The sequence below is a fragment of the Alteromonas sp. 1_MG-2023 genome (assembly GCF_030547075.1).
In the GTDB taxonomy this organism is placed as follows: domain Bacteria; phylum Pseudomonadota; class Gammaproteobacteria; order Enterobacterales; family Alteromonadaceae; genus Alteromonas.
In genome coordinates, this window is record NZ_JAUOQH010000009.1 from 136,914 (window position 1) to 155,088 (window position 18,175).

Below are 18,175 nucleotides of genomic sequence, written 5' to 3' on the forward strand. Positions count from 1 at the left end.
CTTATTAGGGCATCTGTGAAATGATTGTAAATATAAGCTACATTATAACAACATATGAGTGACCTATGCCGCTAGACATGACAGCAAATGCAAACAGCACTGAAGTGATAAAATCGCCATTAAGTATGTTGTACCACTGGGAGCAAACCAGTGGGGACGACGTTTTCCTTACTCAGCCCATTAATGGCGAATATCAAGATTATTCGTGGAAGCAGGTGGGCAACCTAGCTCGCCGCGTGGCAAAACGCCTTGAAGAAATGGCATTGCCTGCGGGCAGCCGCATCGGTATATTTTCTAAGAACTGCGCCGAATGGTTTATTGCCGATTTAGGTATTATGATGGCAGGGCACGTTTCAGTGCCAATTTTCTCTACTGCCGGGCCAGACACCATTCAGTATGTGCTTAAACATGCTGATGTTCAGTTATTGTTTGTGGGTAAATTAGACAATACTGCTGAGCAAGTCGCCTCTATCCCATCAGAATATAATACGGTTGCCTTTCCTTATCCGAACATTGATACCAAGCAACAATGGAAAGAGTTTATCGATTGTTCACCTATAGATGGTTCGCCAGTTCAAGATATGAACAGCATTATGACAATCATCTATACCTCGGGAAGCACGGGCCAACCAAAAGGGGTAGTACATAGTTATTACACTATTTGTTGGGCTGCACAGCAATCGTTAGAGCAACTTAGCGTTAACCGTGACGATAGACTGTTAAGTTATCTTCCTCTCGCGCACATTACCGAGCGTGTACTGGTTGAATTAGCCAGCTATTACAGTGGTGGTAAAATTCATTTTGTTGAAACGCTATCGTCGTTCCAACGTGATGTACTTCATTGTGAGCCTACTTTGTTTATTTCTGTGCCTCGTCTTTGGACAAAGTTCCAGATGGGCGTATTGGCTAAAATGCCACAGAAGAAACTAGATACCTTATTGAAGATCCCAATTATCAATAAATTGGTGGCGAAGAAAGTACGTAAAGGAATTGGTATCGACAGTGCGCGATTATGGGCCAGTGGTTCAGCGCCGTTAGCGCCAGCTGTTATTGAGTGGTTCGCGAAAATTGGTGTTAATATCTCAGAAGGTTGGGGTATGACAGAAAACAGTGCCTACGGTACTAGCAGCGTGCCTTTCCGCCACGACAAAATTGGTTGTATCGGTAAAGCGTATCAGGGCGTTGATGTTCGTATTTCAGAAGAAGGCGAAATTCAAGTGAAAGCGCCTTGTAACATGCTGGAATACTATCTTGAGCCAGACAAAACAGCAGAAGTTTTTACTGAAGATAAGTACCTTCGCACGGGCGATAAAGGTGTTATTGATGCAGACGGTTACGTTAAGATTACCGGCCGATTGAAAGATATTTTCAAAACAGCCAAGGGTAAATACGTAGCACCAGCGCCTATTGAAGCTAAATTCATGGAAAACCCAATTGTAGAGCAGGTATGTGTTACGGGGAATAACTTGCCTCAACCTGTCGCCTTGTTGGTATTAAGTGAAGAAGCGCAGAAACATGATAAGGCAAGTGTTGAAGCTAGCCTTAAAAAGACCTTTGAACAAATCAATGCGAAGCTAGAGAGCCACCAAGTGATGGATCGTGTGGTTATCATGAAAAATGAGTGGAGTATTGAGAACGACTTACTTACCCCTACACTCAAAGTAAAACGTCATGTGCTTGAAGAGCGTTTTGACATTGTAATTCAAGGTGAATACAAAGAAAAATTAGTATGGGTAGACGCTTAACTTAATAGGTTAGCAGCGTGAATAATGATAAAGCCGAGCATAGTAATATGCTCGGCTTTTTTGTAGTTACAGCTAGTTAAAAAGCAACTAGCGCAATGTCAGTTAAATTACGCGGTGTATCTTGCTTGAAGCCCTTTATACACGTTATCACTGAAACTAGCGTCTGACAGGTTCAAGTCATTCATGACTTCCACTAAATGTTCGTTGTCTTCACGACCTTGCCACTCTTTTTTGTAGGTGCCTTCTTTATAACCGTTGTCTTGACGAAAGAAGTTTAAAACATTCTTACCCACGTATTGACGATAAAGTTCGTCGGCATGCATATCGCACTGTTCAACTATTTCCATGAAAAGCGGCACACTAAAACGTTTAGCGGCACAGAGCCCTGTCATTAATTCTAAGTTGTCTAACAGCGATTGCTGCTTTGGTTGGTAGTCTCTACCGTCGAAAGTGACGATAACATCACCTAAAGCTAATTGTGCGGCAATACTTTCAGCAGCAGTACTGACTTCACCTTCAGAATCGATGATGCAAGCAGATAGGGCAAAGTGCCAAATATCGACCAATTCCATTTGAAGCTGTGGCAAATCTTTTTGCTGAGCTTTCCACCACTTCCAACCGTGGTGCTCAATCGCTTCAACGGATTCCACCATGGCTGCTCGCAAATAACCATATCCAGCGTTAATCCAATCGGGATTAACTTTTGTGTTCATTTTGTCTTGCAGCGCAAGCATAGTGGCAAGTTGTTGTTGTGTAAGCATTTACATTCCTAAAAAGGTGTCTTTATTACATTAAGCATTGGGTTGCCGAACACTTAACTTCTTATAGGGGAAATTGTACTGCAATGTGCAGATGCAGTGAATGCCTAATAAATACTTATTTAGCATTATGTATTTGTAGTTGAGTTGTAGGATGTCAGTTGCAGGTTTAGTATGTGAAAGTGATTAATTTTGCAGTGCATAAATGGTGCATCTGCACCATGAACAACCTAAGGAAAGACTTATATAAAATACAGGTTTAGCTAAGTTGTTGTATTCATTATATATAAAAGTTGGCATCTTATCTGCAAAATAAAAATTGTTAACTGTGTTATGCAGTAGCGCTAACGTGAATGAGCGCCAGGCAACGCTTATTCACGTTGCTACTGGGTAGCCCGTAAACCTTACCCATACAGGTTTTTCGTGTCCTGAGGCCTGTATGGGTTTTTTTTCTTTTATTCTCCACTCCTTTCAAGAAACAACCCAAACGCTCAGCTCTTTCGCGCCAAAATATTATCCCTAAAATCTATTTAATTTCAGCTTACCTAAGCATTGAATTACGATACACTCATTATCATAATGCCCGCTGAATACGACAAAGGATTTTCCGATTGCTCGCGCTTTATCCATCGAACAAACTTGAACACCTCAGCTTCCTTCTTACTACGCTAATCAAGCATCAACCTAATGGCGTTTTCACTCCTGAAACCATACTGGTAGAAAGCCCAGGCATGCAGCATTGGGTAAGTATGCAACTTGCTAAAGAGCAAGGCGTGGCGATGAACCTTGATTTTCCTTTACCGGTTCGCTTTATGTGGAACACGGCAAGGTTAGTGTTGGGTAAAGATAAAGTGCCTAAGCAGTCGCCTTACCGACGTGAAGTGCTTGCATGGCGTATTGATGCCATATTACTAGAGGCGGCGGGACAGGAACCATCTCTACAATCTACAGCAGCGTTCGAGCAGGTAAATAAGTACTGGTTACAAGCGGGAAGTGAGCAAGAGCAGGGCGTACAGCGATTGCAATTGGCAACCGCATTAGCCGATGTGTTCGAGCAGTACTTGTTATATCGTCCAGATTGGTTGTTTGCATGGGAAGAAAACCAGCGCAAAACCAATGATGAGTCTGAAATTTGGCAAAGTGAAATATGGCGTCATCTCGCCAAGCAAGAACCTTTGCACCCAGCAAGGCTGCACCAACTTACCCTTACCGCGTTAAATAACGACGGTCATCTTGAAAGCGGCGTTAGCGAATTACCCAACCGTATTGTGGTGTTTGCTATTAACACCATGGCGCCGCAGTTGATTGCCTTTTTCGATGCGCTAGCGGCGCACATTGATATTCATATTTTTCATTTGAATCCCAGTGTTAATTACTGGGGCGATGCGAAAAGCGATAGCGAACTCGCAAGGCAGCTGCGCATGGACGGGCTAGAGAAATGGATGCAGACGGATCAAAGTAACCCGTTATTAGGTAATTTGGGCCAACAGGGTAGAGAGCTTTTTAATTTGCTCACCGATTTAGACACGTTTGAAGTCAGTGCCTTCGATGCCCCCATTCCAGCTGATAGTGAAAGCGGTGAAATCTTATTACTGAACCAAATTCATAACGATATACTAGAAGCGTTACCGGCAACGCCTTTCGCAAGTATAGAGAGCGCAAAAGCAGACGCCTGTGAAAACAATGATGACAGTGTCACCATTATGTGTACCCATTCAGCGCTACGTGAAGTTCAGGTGCTGCACGATCATTTACTGCACTGGTTATCGCAAGATGCATCAAGAACGCCATCAGATGTACTGGTGATGTGCCCCGCGATAGAAAACTATGCCCCGTTTGTAGACACGGTATTTCATCGTGTGGGAACCAAACCGCTAGGGGGCAATGGGCCAGTGCGCTTGCCATGTTCTATTGCCGATAGAAGCCCCATGGATGCTGAGCCTCTTATTGCCGCTTACATGACACTCCTTCATTTGCCAGATAGCCGCTTTGGCGTATCAGATATTGTCGATTACTTGCAACTAGATGCGGTACAAAAGCGCTTTAGTATTGCACAAGACGATATAGATCAAATGACAGTGTGGCTTAAGCAAGCTCATATTCACTGGGGGTTAGACGGCAGCCACAAAGCCAATGTATCGGCAGGGGCCACCCATGAAAACACCTACAGCTGGTGGTGGGGAATTAGGCGTTTATTGTTAGGCATGTTAGCGCCTGATAGCGAAGGCATTATCGATGACATGCTAACCATTCCCGATGTGGAGGGGCAGTCGACGGTAACTCTAGGTAAGCTTATCCATGTTATTGAGCTACTTGGCAGATTTGCCACTGAGCTTAATACGCCGCGAAGCCCTAATGCGTGGGGTGCCGATTTATTAGCACTGCGTGATACCTGCTTTACCCCAACCAAAGAGCAAGAGCACAGCTGGGATCTTATTGCTAAAGTGGCCGCTGATTTGGCTGCTCGATGTGAAGAAGCAGGTTATACCTACGAGTTAAGTTTACGTCAGGTGAGGGAATTACTGCTAAGTCGTTTTTCATCTCCTGATGCAGGTAACCACTTTATGACGGGGCAAGTCACGGTGTGTTCCATGCTGCCAATGCGTAGTATCCCGTTTAAAAAAGTGTGCATATTAGGGCTTAACGACAGCGAGTTTCCTCGTAAATCTACGCCGTTAGGTCTCGATTTAATGGCGGGGCCTGATAGAAGAGTGGGCGACCGTTCCCGTCGTTTAGAAGACCGTTATCTGTTTTTAGAAGCGATTATCTCGGCCAGAGAAAGCCTGTATTTAAGCTACCAAGGTAACGATGTAAAAAATAACAGTGAGCGTCAGCCTAGCTTGGTGTTAGGTGAATTTCTGGATATGTTAGACACGGGCTATCAGGTAAACATTGGTCAATATTTAAAGTATGCGCCATTGCACCCGTTCAGTGAAAGTGCGTTTACCGGCACACTTCCTAGTTATGAAACGGGTTGGTTGCGCTTAGCCCAATCACTGCGTGATGCTGTTTCGACTGCCGCCGAAACCGTAAGCTCCGACAAAAAAAGCCCTGAAGTAGAAAGTTCACTCACGCCAATAGCGGTAGACAGCACACCTGAAAACACCAGCTTTCAGTGTATGCAGGTGGCACGGGCGTTTCGCGACCCACTAGAATTCTTTTCTCAGCAGCGATTAGGGGTAAACTTATCCCAGTCATTCACCTTGCTAGACAATAGCGAACCTTTTGAAACAAATGCGCTAGTACGATACCAAGTACTCGATGCTATGTTTTCTTCCAGTGCTTCATTTGATGATGCGAATGCGGCAACCCTTCAGCACAGCGATAAAGTAGTGCAATTCGCCGCGCTTCGTGGTGACATTCCCAATAATCCTGTGGCTCAAGAGGAGCTAGAGCTGTGGAAGGAAAGCGCGGTAGCCCTTACCCAAGCGATGGGGCCTCATGATGCCGAACCGAAAAGAGCGCAATTTGCAGGCAACCATTTTACCTTTACTGCCAGTGCGCTTGAAGGCGGAAAAAGCTTAATGCAGCCGTGCGCAGGTAAGGTGAATGATATAAGAGCCTTAGGGTACTTTATGACCCAGCTTGTGTTTAGCGCAAGCGATGAAGTAACACCCCACACTCAATACCCGCTAGATATCTTTTACTGCGATTGGGTAAAAGGTGAAACTAAGCTAATGAAACGCACGTTTCCAGCAGTTGACAAAAACACTGCCCGCCAAATTTTGTTAAGTATTGAATCATTATTCGTTGGCATATTAAGCGCCCCTACGCCTGTGTATAGCTCATTAATGAGTTCTGTAGTAAATGGCACCAAGAAATCACCTGGCACCCTTTTGGCAAACAAAGTCACCTTACCCACATTTCTTGCTAACCTTGAAGCCCAAGGTACACAAGATATTGGTGATCTAGGCAGTGTTGATACTGAAGACACGGAAGAACTTGGCAAGTCGCTCATACCTGATATACGCGCATTTTTTGCCAGTGATGATGCCCAGCGCATACTTAAAAATTGGCTACAGTCATCAGGGCAATTTACCGCTGATATCGCGAGTAACCCTTATGTTAAATGGTTATTTCCTGATGGCGTGAGTTGGGAAAATGTGCCAACCACACCCGCTTTTTTATTGTTTGCGTTGGTCGTTAACATTTCATCAGAGGAGCAGTTATGAGCTTTTCTAACAGTGAAGCATCCACAAGAGCTTCGTCCACAAAAGCTTCGTCCACAAGAGCCTCGTCCACAAGAGAAGCTAAATTGCTAAACGTGCCAGCCATGCCGTTAAAAGGAAGGCATTTAATTGAAGCCAGTGCGGGCACGGGCAAAACCTATAACATCACGCGTTTATACTTACGCTTATTGTTAGAGAAAAAACTTAACGTAAAAGAGATATTGGTGATGACCTTCACCAAAGCGGCCACCGAAGAAATTAAAGGCCGTGTGGCCAAAACGCTACGAGAAGCCACCGCGTTTTGGGAAGCGTGCCTGCAAGTCGATAACTCTGAACCAGGTGACAGCAGTACAACTGATGAGAATGACAATAGCGCTGGAATAGGTGATAGCGGTTCAAATGAAAACGCTGACTTAGCTGCGCTATTAAACAGTACCGATCCCGTCTATGCCCATTTATATCGGGCCTGTTCACCTAAAGACAGTTTGGCTCTGCTAAAAGCCGCTCAATTAGAACTCGATGATGCATCTGTCTTTACTATTCATGGTTTTTGCCAGCATGTAATTGGGCAACTCGCGTTTAATAGTGGTTTTGCAATGGCGCTGAACTTAAGCAAAGACACTAGCGACCTTTATTTGCAAGCGGCGCAAGATTGGATAAGAAAAGTCTCACAGAATGAAGCCGACTTCTTGTTGTTGGCTGAACAAGGCTGGCATGTGCCAGACAGCCTATTAAATGAATTTTCTTCAAGTGTAAGAAGCGCGCTTACACCGGTTTTGTTAGATGAAGAAACCATAGAAAAGGCGTTTACCGCTAGCCTGCACGAAAACGAGAGTACTGCGCCTGCACAGTTTACGTTCCATTTTAATAATATTGTGGATAACGAAACGCTCATACATGAGCAATTACTTAAAAAGCCTGATCACAAGGCAGTGCGCACACCTGAACTCGCTGCGCTCAAGTCTTGGCTTGAAAGCGCTGAATATGAGCCGTTACAGCCAGAGGGCGCCGCGTTTCTTGATGGCCGCCGGTTTGGTCGAAACAAGTCTGGGGTAAAAGAAATTCTTGCGCCTATTAAAGGCTTTGCCGATGCCATATTAGCGGCATGCAAAGAAAAGCAAGATAACCTAGATAAAATTCCCGTTTTTACTCTGGTTAACGACGCCATTAGCTTTATTAAAGCCAATGTGGCGGCGCAAAAGCAGCAACTTGGGGTTATCGATTTTGACGACCTTATTCGTATGCTCGCCGATGAAGTGGTTAAGCCTAATAACAGCTTAGTGCCCGAGCTTAGAAAGAAATTCCCCGTTGCCTTAATTGATGAATTTCAAGATACCGATGCCAAGCAATACGCCATTTTAGATGCGGTCTACCCCAAAGCGGACGCCAATGGCGGCGATGTGAATGCTACAGAAGACATAGGCTTCGAGTCCAGCCTGTCTTTCGAAGAGACTGCTAGTGTTGAATCAGGCTCTGGCGTTGAATCAGGTGCTAGCAAGCGAAACAGTGACAACGCGCTACTTATGATTGGTGACCCCAAACAAGCGATTTACCGCTTCAGGGGCGGCGACATTTTTACTTATTTAAAAGCAGGGCAGCAGGCGGATTATCGCTGGGTAATGAATACCAACTGGCGTTCGGTGGCCGGTATGGTGAAGGCCTATAACCGGTTGTTTTACGGTGCGCCGGTTCCGCAATCGTCCGAAGTACAAGCGCCTAGCGCTAGCCCTAGAAATGTGTTCGGCTTTAATATTCAATACAATCCAGTGGAATTTACACCCAAAGCCGCGGCAGCAACTCACCCACTTCACGATCCTAATGATGAACGTGATGCAATGAATTACGTGAGTTTTAGTTTAGATGAAAAAAGTGATGCGAATACGCTACGTCGTGGGTTAGCGCAGTGGATAGCTCAAGAGATTTACCGTTTGTTTAATGAGGTGACTTTTGTAGATGAAAAGTCACCCGCTAGGCCAGTAAAACCTGCCGATATTGCCATATTGGTAAAAAACCGTAACGAAGCCTCGGTAATTAAATATGTATTACAGCAACAGGGTTTAGCCTGCGTTTATTTAAGCGATAGAAGTAATTTATTTGCTACCCCCGAGGCCAAAGATGTATTGCGGTTACTTAATGGTGTGTGGCACAACACTGATACTAGTAAGGTGGCCTCTAGTTTGGCTTCACCTTTATGGGGATACACTCCGCAAACCCTCGTTAACTTGTTGTATCACGAAGACGATGCGCTATGGGATGAGGCTTACGACAAGGTCACCTCATTACGTGATATGTGGCTGCAAAAAGGCTGTATGAGTGTATTGCTGCACCTGATGCAAGAAAACTACACGCCATATGGTGCTGAAGTAGAGCGCGCTCTTACTAATTACCAGCATTTAGCGGAAACCTTAGAAAAAGCGGGGGCAACTCATCAGCGCCCCGAGCAGTTGCTTGATTGGCTACACAAGCAAATTCATCAGCCTGAAAGCGATGAAGAAATGACCCTTAGACTAGAAAGTGACAGCCAGTTAATACGCTTGGTGACTCAGCATGGCTCTAAGGGCCTAGAGTATCCCATTGTGTTTGTGCCCTTTGCTACAGGTTATCGAGATCCAGCGAAAAGCGGAAAGTCTTACTCGCAAATATTCACCTATTACGACGAACAGAGCCAAGAATTGCAGCTGCAATTGGGCCGCACTAATACGGCAATTGAACGGGTACGCAAAGAGGGCGCCGCAGAAGAAATGCGATTAGCCTATGTTGCCGTTACTCGTGCTGCTCATCGGTGTTATATGGGCGTATTGCCATTAGACGGGCATGAAAAAAGCGCTCTTGCCCATGCACTTAACATCAATGACGATGAAGGGCGTGATTGGGGCACTATGCTAGACGCCATTGCTAGTGAACCCGATGCTCACGCCACTCATATTAGTGCCGATTCACTAGCGCAAAAGTACTCAAGCTTTGACAGCACAGAAACGGTTGTCCCCTTAAGTACGTTGACCTTTGAAGGGACAAGTAGCGAAGATTGGCGATTGTATTCTTTCTCGGCCATTAGCCGCATGACGGTGATGTCAGCAAGCCAAGCAGCAAAAGAGGTTAGCCAAACAGTTCCTAGTATTCCTGTTATGCAAACAGTGCGAGACGAGGAGATAACATCAGATGATGGTTTTGAGGTTGTCTCTGGTGAAGTCGTTTCTGAGAACCAAATACGCTTTACCTTACAAAAAGGGGCGAGCGCCGGTAATTTACTACATGACCTACTTGAGCTTAACGACTTTTCAGCGCCCAATTGGGATGAAAATGGTGCTGAACTCGCCGTTAGATTTGGGTTAGAAGCATCGCGTACTGAAGATTTATATACCTGGTTAGACGAAGTACTGGCTACGCCATTGGGTACAAAGCAGTCGCCAAGTTATTTAACCCTGTCAGACCTTTCACTGGGGCAAACCCTTCGGGAAGCAGAGTTTTACTTTCCCATGAACGACAGTAAATGGAGTGAACTAAAGCACATATTGTTTGAACATAGAAAGTCTGTGGCAAAGCAGCTTGTATTAGATAACGGTGGCCAATCCGCAACCAGTTTATCTATGGCAGAGCCTATTCAGGCCGAGCCTGTTCAGGCCGAGCCTGTTCCTTCTTTAATGATGTCGGCTCTTGAAGGCATGATGCACGGGTTTATCGACTTAATATTCACCCATGAAGGTAAGTACTATGTTGCCGATTATAAATCTACGTGGCTGGGCGATAGCGTATCGCACTATATGCCTCAAGCATTAAACGCCAATAATCAGCATCATTTGTACGACTTACAGTATTTAATCTATTGCTTAGCACTGCACAGATATCTTAAGAATGCGATTGTTGACTATACACCCGAAGCGCATTTTGGCGGCGTATATTACTTGTATTTACGGGGCATGCATCCAAGCAATACGAACGGGGAGGGCGTCTTTTTCACGCCGATAGATTCCATAACACTGCAAGCTCTAGATACCTTATTTTTAGGCCAAGAGATTGTGGAAGACGAGGCTTCAGGGCAAGAACCCTCAGCCCAGAAGTCTTTAAATAACGAAGCTTCAAGCGAAGCGCTTTCAGACGAGCAAGCCTCAAATGACCCATCGCCCGATGCAGTACAAGGGGAGTTGGACCTATGATAAATAGTAACGAGTATTTAGAACAACTTTTCGGTATTGAAGCAATCGATCGTTTTGTAGCCCTGGAGTTCGCGCATTGCGAAAAACTAACCGACGCTGAGCAGGTCGTCTGGTTACATTTGCTGGTGACATTGTCATTTATGCAGCGAAGCGGCCACAGTTGCTTGTTACTGACTGAAATCGCAGGGACTCGACTGTTTGTTGAGCCCGAGAGCCACACAGAGAGCCACATAGAGAGTGACCCAGAGGGCGAGCCCGAACTTGAACCCAGCACTGTTAATCAGTCACAAGCAGAACCTGAACCTGCTCCTACAGAATCAAGTACAGATACATCATCTCGCAAATTAGGTTACGTATTTCCGAGCCTGACCGAAATGATCAGTGTGATTAAAAAAGCACTGGGTAGTGAAAAAGATGACAAGAATAACAAGCTATTCCCGCTATTTGTTTATCAATCAGGCAAATTGTACAGCCGCCGCTACTATAACTTTGAACAAGAAATTGCTGCCAGTATTGCAAGTCGAACGCATGTAACAGCGCTAAGCGAAGACGGGCTATCTCGGGTTAAAGCGTTATGGCCAGCTATGTTTCCAATCAACACCACTGATGAGCAAGACTGGCAACAAGTCGCGGTGGCGAAAAGTTTAGTGCAACAATTTAGCGTAATTAACGGTGGCCCTGGCACAGGAAAAACCTATACCGTACTCAGGCTGCTATTAGCGCTGCAAGCATGTAACCAGAATGAGCGCATAGTACTGGCTGCGCCAACCGGAAAAGCGCAGCAGCGCATGACCGAATCTATTGTGGGTAATTTGGAAACCTTACGGGGTAAGGTAGATGACAAGCTGTTAAACAGTGTACCTACCGATGCGGTTACGCTTCATAGATTGTTAGGACTGCGGGAACACACCATCGCCACGCGCTACAATCAGCAAAGCCCGCTTATGCTGGATGTGCTTATTGTGGATGAAGCGTCCATGGTCGACTTGGCGCTAATGGCTAGAATTATTCGCGCTTTACCGCCTCATGCCCGTTTGTATTTTATCGGTGATGCCGATCAGCTGCCTGCTGTAGAGCTAGGTAACGTACTTGAGCAACTTGTACACGATAGTGACGAAGCAGAGTTTGCCGAAACAGGTGTACATGACAATAGCCATAGCTTAGGCGCAGTCACTAGCGAGCTACGCCAGCATATCGCCACCCTTTGCCCACATCTGCCTTTGCTGCCCGTGAACGAGAATGCTAAAACCTGGGTACATACCCTGCAAGCGCCTCAGCGATTTAAAGGGCAGGTGGCTGAAGTTGCTACCGCTATTCAGGCCGGAAAAAGTAAACAGGCGCTTGATGCTATGCATTCAGAGGCTTTGACAGATAAGCTTCCCACGGTCAAATCTAGAGTCGCAAGCGAGAAAAACCACTGGCTACAAGATGGTGTATTTATCCAACCCGAAAGCCGGTTCACAACCAGCGCGTTAAAAAAACTGGCACAAGAAAGCTACGAACCTGTGTTTAAAGCGCAAAGCGCCAAAGAAGCGCTCAGTTTACTCAATCGCGTGCGATGGTTAACCCCAGTTCGAAAAGGCGACATGGGTGTAGAAGGTTTAAATACATTGGTGTTCGATGCAATCAAACACAACATTAAACGTCGAGAAGGTTTTTTCTACCAAGGCCAACCCATTATGATTGTCAAAAACAATCATCCACAGCGCTTATCGAACGGTGAGGTGGGGATTATCTGGCCTGATCTTAACGGTAAACTATTGGCTTGGTTTGAAACTCAAGATGGTGGCCTACGTTCAATTTCGTTATCTCGGGTTCCTGCGTTTGAAACGGTATTTGCAATGACAATACATAAATCGCAGGGCTCAGAGTTCAAATATGTGGTGTTATTGCTGCCTAGGCCGGAAAGCGAAAAAGCGGCGGGCTTGTTTCATCGTGGGTTAGTCTACACCGGCCTAACCCGAGCGAAAGATGGGTGTTTGGTTATAGCGAACACCACAACATTTAGCAAAATGGTAGAGCGGCGCGATAAGCGTTTTTCAGGCTTGTCAGAGGCAATTAAGTCAGAAGCAATTAAGAATAATGCGTTGCATGATGAATAATTACACTGGCGTGAAGTAACACAATCCATATTGATGAATGTCTTTCGGCGTTTTCGCTAGCAGGTATATGCGAAGCGCCGATGTAAAACGCAGTATGCCATTTTCAACAGTAATAAATTGTGAAGGCAGCGTTGTAGATGCCTTGTTTCCTATCTCACTACTTCTGTATGAATTTGTTTCCGAGATTTCACCTTTACTAGTTCTTGAATTAGCATTTGAACTAGCATGGGAGTGCCCATTCGCGCCTAGTTCAAAAGAGTGTTGGCCTGAGCAAACACTAAAATAACTAAGCCCTCTCATATCTACCCAACCTATTATATTTTCAGGCTTGGCAATAAAGCTCTCATAAGTAAGTAATTCAGAATGAAAGGTGATACTCGCACCAAAAACTGGCTTACTCGCAACCGCAATATTAGCGCTTCGTTTTACATCAAGTTTATACAAACCATGGCTTTCAGGGCGAATATCTTGATTTGTATTGCTGTTACTAATTAACGAAAGCATACACATTGTCACTGTGGTTTCAGGATATGGGTAGTGTGGTTTAACTCGCGTATTTACGCGTTGATATGGATCAAAATGGGGTAATGTTCCTTCAAACTTAAGCTACCTTGAAATAATTGTTTAATAAATGTACAAATATGGTTGGTTGTTCCATACTTATTCATCTTAATTCGACACGGATGTATGGATTATGCCCGCAAGTAAACATGAAGCCCTTAAACGCTACACCCTTTTTTTATTCATTATTGTTTTAGTGGGGGCAGCCTACTACTTTCTTCGTATTCAGCAGAATGAAATACAACAAAATCATAGTTATCTTCGACAATTAAATGAGGCCGGTAAAAGCTTACAGCAATCTATTAATATGCTTCTAACAAGCGTGAAAGAAGAAATTAAGCCTCGAGAAACTAAAACTAAAACTAAAACTAAAAATGAAAGTGATTTTAAAAAGCGTATCAGTTCGAACGAAAACTTTAAACACCTTGGAATAGTAGATACGCCTGAAAGTGAAAAGAAGAATGGTGTCAGTACTGAAGGTGTCACTAGGAACGAAGGAAGTATAACCAATGTGGAATTCGATGCTAAGTCTCGCACTTTTAAAATTCAAGTAAGGTCTGAAGCAAAGGATAAAACAGTAACAGTACCCATCGCTGACCTTATTTCAAAACACTTGAGCCCGTTTCCATTATTGGTTATCAGTGATGATAAAGGGGAGGTAATAGCGGAAAAAAGGCATAGAAATTTAGCTAAAGCGCTGTCTGATCTTCGCTTTTCAAACGTAGGAGAATTACTGGGAGAAAACGAAGAAAGCGGCGAAGCGACCGGCCAAGATGAAAAAGTTAGAGGGCGGGGGGTAAAGGCGAGTGATTCTGTTGATAGGAAAATCGCCGGGCTCTATCTTCGAGTTTATCGGCAACCCATTACAATTACTGACCTAAACGCTGGAGGTAAAGATGATTCGAAGACCCTCTATCTGCTAGCCTTCGTAGAAAAAAAAGAGGTGGTTCTCAATAACCTTAAAATTGGAAACAATACCGCACTATGGATAGTGCTTTTTTTAACGCTATTAGTTGCAACGCTCCCTATTCTCAAAATTCAATATTGTGCACCAACCTATAGCTATACACGTTCTGATGTTACTCAATGTATCTTGGGATTATTTATATTATTAGGCGTTGCCACAATAGCGATAAGTGACCAACTGTTTTTTCGATATTGGCTCCAACAAAAAGCGGTTGATACAGAAAATATACATAGAGCAATCAGTACCGATTTTTCCATAGAGTTAGCACAACTTCTTAAGTTAGATCATCGTTATTTTGACAAAGCTTCAAAGGGAGATAATTCAGGGTGTACATCTTTTGAGGCAATTTCCAAAAGCAACGAAACTACTGATTTACTCAATTGTCGATTAATCAACGAACAAAAAGAAGCCAACGGTCAAGCATACTTTATTGAAAACTGGTTTTTATTAAATAACAAGGGGTTTGTGACAGGTTATGAAGACACGTCGCCGCCCATGATTGTTCGTCCCCACGAGAATTTGTATAGCGCCAAAAAAACGAACTTACAAACACGAGAATATTATCAGCGTGCATGGCATGGCTCGATGTGGCGCTTAGACACATACCTAATTGGTGAGTTTTATAAAAAAAATTACCCAATAATTTCATTATTCGAGAAAAGCGCTAATTTAGTAGGCAAGGGCGAAGTGTTCAAAGGTTGCTGTGAAAAGCTTCTAATAGACGCTATTACAATGCCCCAGCAATTTTTCATTGAACGTATACGTAATATTGATGATGCGAGATTCAATAGCCAATTGGTGTTCAAACGTACATTTAACGGCGACAAAGAAGGAGGGGGAGAAGGGGAAAAAGAAGCTAAAGTGCATGTCAGTTCAATCGGAACATTATTAACTAGCTTGAACCGCAGAATATTACCAAAAAATATCGGCTACGCGGTGATTGATACTACAGGAAAAGTGCTTTATCACAGTAATGAAGAGCGAAGCTTAGTAGAAAATTTTGTAGCGGAAAGCGGTCATGATTTACAACTATTGACCACAATATCTAACCTAAAAAATATCAATGTAGATGAACCCGCTCGGCTATTTTTAGATTATCGAGGGGCAGAACACAGTATGGTGATTGGACCGTTACATAGTGCAATACCAGAATGGGCGCTTGTGGTGTTTTATAATCAAGAGGAAGCATCGCAAGTCAATATGTTACTTGTCTTCCTTGCGGTCATACTCTACCTGACCATATTAATCCCTTTGCTATTAATATGCCGGTATGTGAGCTCTCAGGGGGTATGGGCAAGATTGTTTCATTATCAAAATGATGACAATGACACGATTAAAAGCTCTCAAAACGCTAATACATCAATTGTAAGTCGAACCACCTACCGTTGGTTGGCGCTGTGGATTTGGTCTGCTTGTACTATGCAACTTTTCACCATTGGAGTTATTAACTCGGTTTTACCACGGTTAGCATTTTTGTTTCTTATGCTTACAGTCATACTAATTTTTCTACAATTCATATTTGTGCCCGTTGAAGCTCAGGGTAAAAAGGTGTCATTTACTGCGTTGACTTGCCGGTATTTATTTAGGCCTAGCACCTTAATAAAAATGCCTTTCTTCATACCTTTTGTATGTTTCCTTATGTTGACAGCCTTGTCTGTTTTTTCTGGAGGGGAAAATACTTCACATAGTCACGTCCCCCACGCAAATGAGCATTCGTTAATTTTTCCATGCATTGGCATAGGGCTATTCGTTGTTTTCACTATCTTGATGTGGATGAAGTCTGTTGCTGGAGGAGTTGATGATACGCTATCAAATAAAAAGCCCCGTAGTTTGTCTGAATTGAGTCGTCGAGTCCCAAGTAGCTATATTTGGTACTTAGCGGGAAGTATTTATATTGTCACCGTTGTACCTGCCGTTATTTTAGTTAACAGCGTGAATAGTTATATGCTAGAGGGGCAAGCAACTTTTCAAAATCAGCATTTATTAGAGATGCACCAAAAAGTTTCGGCAGCGAACCAGCAATATCGAGCTTTGATGCACCAAGATCTAACGAGCTACAGAGAAGGCCTGGCAAGCACAACCTCCGCGATCCCTTTTAAAACCATATTTCCTGCTTTGAAGAGGGAGGAATGGGTGACCCTTGATAGTGCTACAGCATTTTCGTCCGTACTTAACAACAACACAGATAATTTTATCAACGCTATTATCAGTAGTTTAAATTTACAAACGAATTCTGCTGCCGAGTATCGATTTAAAGCGGGCACGGAGTTAACCACAACAAGTGACAAGATGCTTCATTACTCTGCTCAAAAGTTCATGCGAGCATCTAGCGCCAGCTATTTTTATCAGTTGGTGTTAATCACCACGGTGTTCATTTTCAGTGTCTTTTGTGCTGCGCTATTGCTCATAAGCCGTAAATTGCTTGGAGAACATTTATTTGATAGTTACCGGTTGCGGCCTCCATCTGAAGCAGAAGAAAGCGAATATATTTGGAAGCAATTGTCACCCCTCCAATCAAAGAATATGCAGATACAATTTATTAGCCAACTGAGTCAAACTGACTTAGAAAAAGCTTTTAAAAAACAAAATCATACTATCTTCAAAAATAGAGTGGACGACATTCAAGGTTGGCTTACTCGAGAAAAAGAAATAAATTTTCGAGAAATAGCAAAGATTGATAGCCATAAAGATACGCCTACTATAGTTCTAAAAGGTTTAAACAAAGCGCTACTTGATCTCACCGAACGTGAAGCCGCATTCACTTTAATTCAGTCCTTGCAGCAGCGTAAATGTCATCTGATTTTGGTATCAGAAATGTCGCCCATGCAGTTACTCAGCCATGCGGCACACTTTCCTGCCTTCGAGGCGGAACACCTACCGAGTAAAAACGAGTTGTGGCAGTGGAGTAAGTTGCTTCGAAGTTTTTCTATTCATTATCATTGGGTGGCAAGTAAGAAAAATACCCTCACCACATCGCCCACCGCGTTTTCTGTGCTGTCGCACGAGTCCACACATTGGCATGACCTACAATCGGTGCAAAAGTCATTTTTAATTTATCACTTAGAAATAAAGCAAAAACGTAAAGGTGAAGATATTGATGAATTACTCAATAGGCTAAACCATACGAATATCACCGAACAAAAAATGGCGCGACTAGCATTGGAATTAGACAAATACTGGTCACCTCAGCAAATCGTTGAGTATTTTGTTCATCATGCGCGCCCATCTTACCGGTTACGCTGGGAGCAATGTACAACTAACGAGCGGCTCATTTTGTTGCAACTTGCGCAAGGCGCCAAGCTTAACCCTGCAAGCGCTGAAATTATTGGCCATTTACAGCGACGGGGCCTCATTTATCGGGATTGTGGATGGCATTTGATCAATGAGAGCTTCAGGCAGTTTGTGTTAACCGCAGAGCCCGCTAAGCAAATACAGGAATGGCTTGCGGAAACTCGTTCTAGTATTTGGCACAATTTGCGACCTCCTTTGTTTATGTTAGTGGGGCTATTGTTCTTATTAGTGATTTTTAGTGCCAACATCGCCTTCGATTCAATAATCACGACCTTAGCCGCGGTTTTAGGTGTGTTACCTATGTTAATTACAAATTTAACGAGCCTAAGAACCTTAGAGATCCTGCCAAAAGACTAATTATTACAGCAACTACATTCAGACACATCGTACAGTTATTAAAAGGAAGCAAGCAGAGTAGTCTGAAGTCC

At 43.7% G+C, this 18,175-nt stretch carries 7 protein-coding genes; 5 read left to right on the forward strand and 2 right to left on the reverse strand.

Annotation, left to right across the window (positions count from 1 at the left end):
• Positions 1–65 precede the first annotated feature (65 nt).
• Entirely contained in the window at positions 66–1,745 is a 1,680-nt protein-coding gene (locus tag Q4561_RS11500) for an AMP-binding protein (RefSeq protein ID WP_303460473.1), read from the forward strand.
• A gap of 107 nt (positions 1,746–1,852) precedes the next feature.
• Here Q4561_RS11500 and Q4561_RS11505 read toward each other — a convergent pair whose 3' ends face one another.
• Positions 1,853–2,506 carry a dUTP diphosphatase gene (locus Q4561_RS11505; protein ID WP_063456924.1) on the reverse strand — a complete coding sequence of 218 codons (654 nt, stop codon included), beginning with the start codon at positions 2,504–2,506 and terminating at the stop codon, positions 1,853–1,855.
• A 608-nt stretch (positions 2,507–3,114) separates the two neighbouring features.
• Between Q4561_RS11505 and recC the strand changes: the two genes are divergently transcribed.
• Genes recC through recD form a run of 3 tightly spaced genes read left to right on the forward strand, consistent with a single transcriptional unit; the run spans position 3,115 to position 12,928 of the window.
• Positions 3,115–6,675: an exodeoxyribonuclease V subunit gamma gene (gene recC, locus Q4561_RS11510; protein ID WP_303460477.1), complete on the forward strand. Its 3,561-nt coding sequence runs from the start codon at positions 3,115–3,117 to the stop codon at positions 6,673–6,675.
• Complete coding sequence (locus tag Q4561_RS11515) at positions 6,672–10,826, forward strand: UvrD-helicase domain-containing protein (protein ID WP_303460479.1); 4,155 nt, start codon at positions 6,672–6,674, stop codon at positions 10,824–10,826. Before recC ends, Q4561_RS11515 begins: the two co-directional genes overlap by 4 nt.
• Positions 10,823–12,928: an exodeoxyribonuclease V subunit alpha gene (gene recD, locus Q4561_RS11520; RefSeq protein WP_303460480.1), complete on the forward strand. Its 2,106-nt coding sequence runs from the start codon at positions 10,823–10,825 to the stop codon at positions 12,926–12,928. The genes Q4561_RS11515 and recD overlap by 4 nt, the downstream gene beginning before the upstream one ends.
• On the opposite strand, the gene Q4561_RS11525 is transcribed toward recD, so the two are convergent.
• A complete protein-coding gene (locus tag Q4561_RS11525; protein WP_303460482.1) occupies positions 12,929–13,432 on the reverse strand; it encodes a hypothetical protein in 504 nt (167 codons plus the stop codon).
• 190 nt (positions 13,433–13,622) lie between these two features.
• Here Q4561_RS11525 and Q4561_RS11530 point away from each other — a divergent pair, with 190 nt between their 5' ends.
• Complete coding sequence (locus tag Q4561_RS11530) at positions 13,623–18,104, forward strand: hypothetical protein (RefSeq protein ID WP_303460484.1); 4,482 nt, start codon at positions 13,623–13,625, stop codon at positions 18,102–18,104.
• The last annotated feature ends 71 nt before the right edge of the window (positions 18,105–18,175 follow it).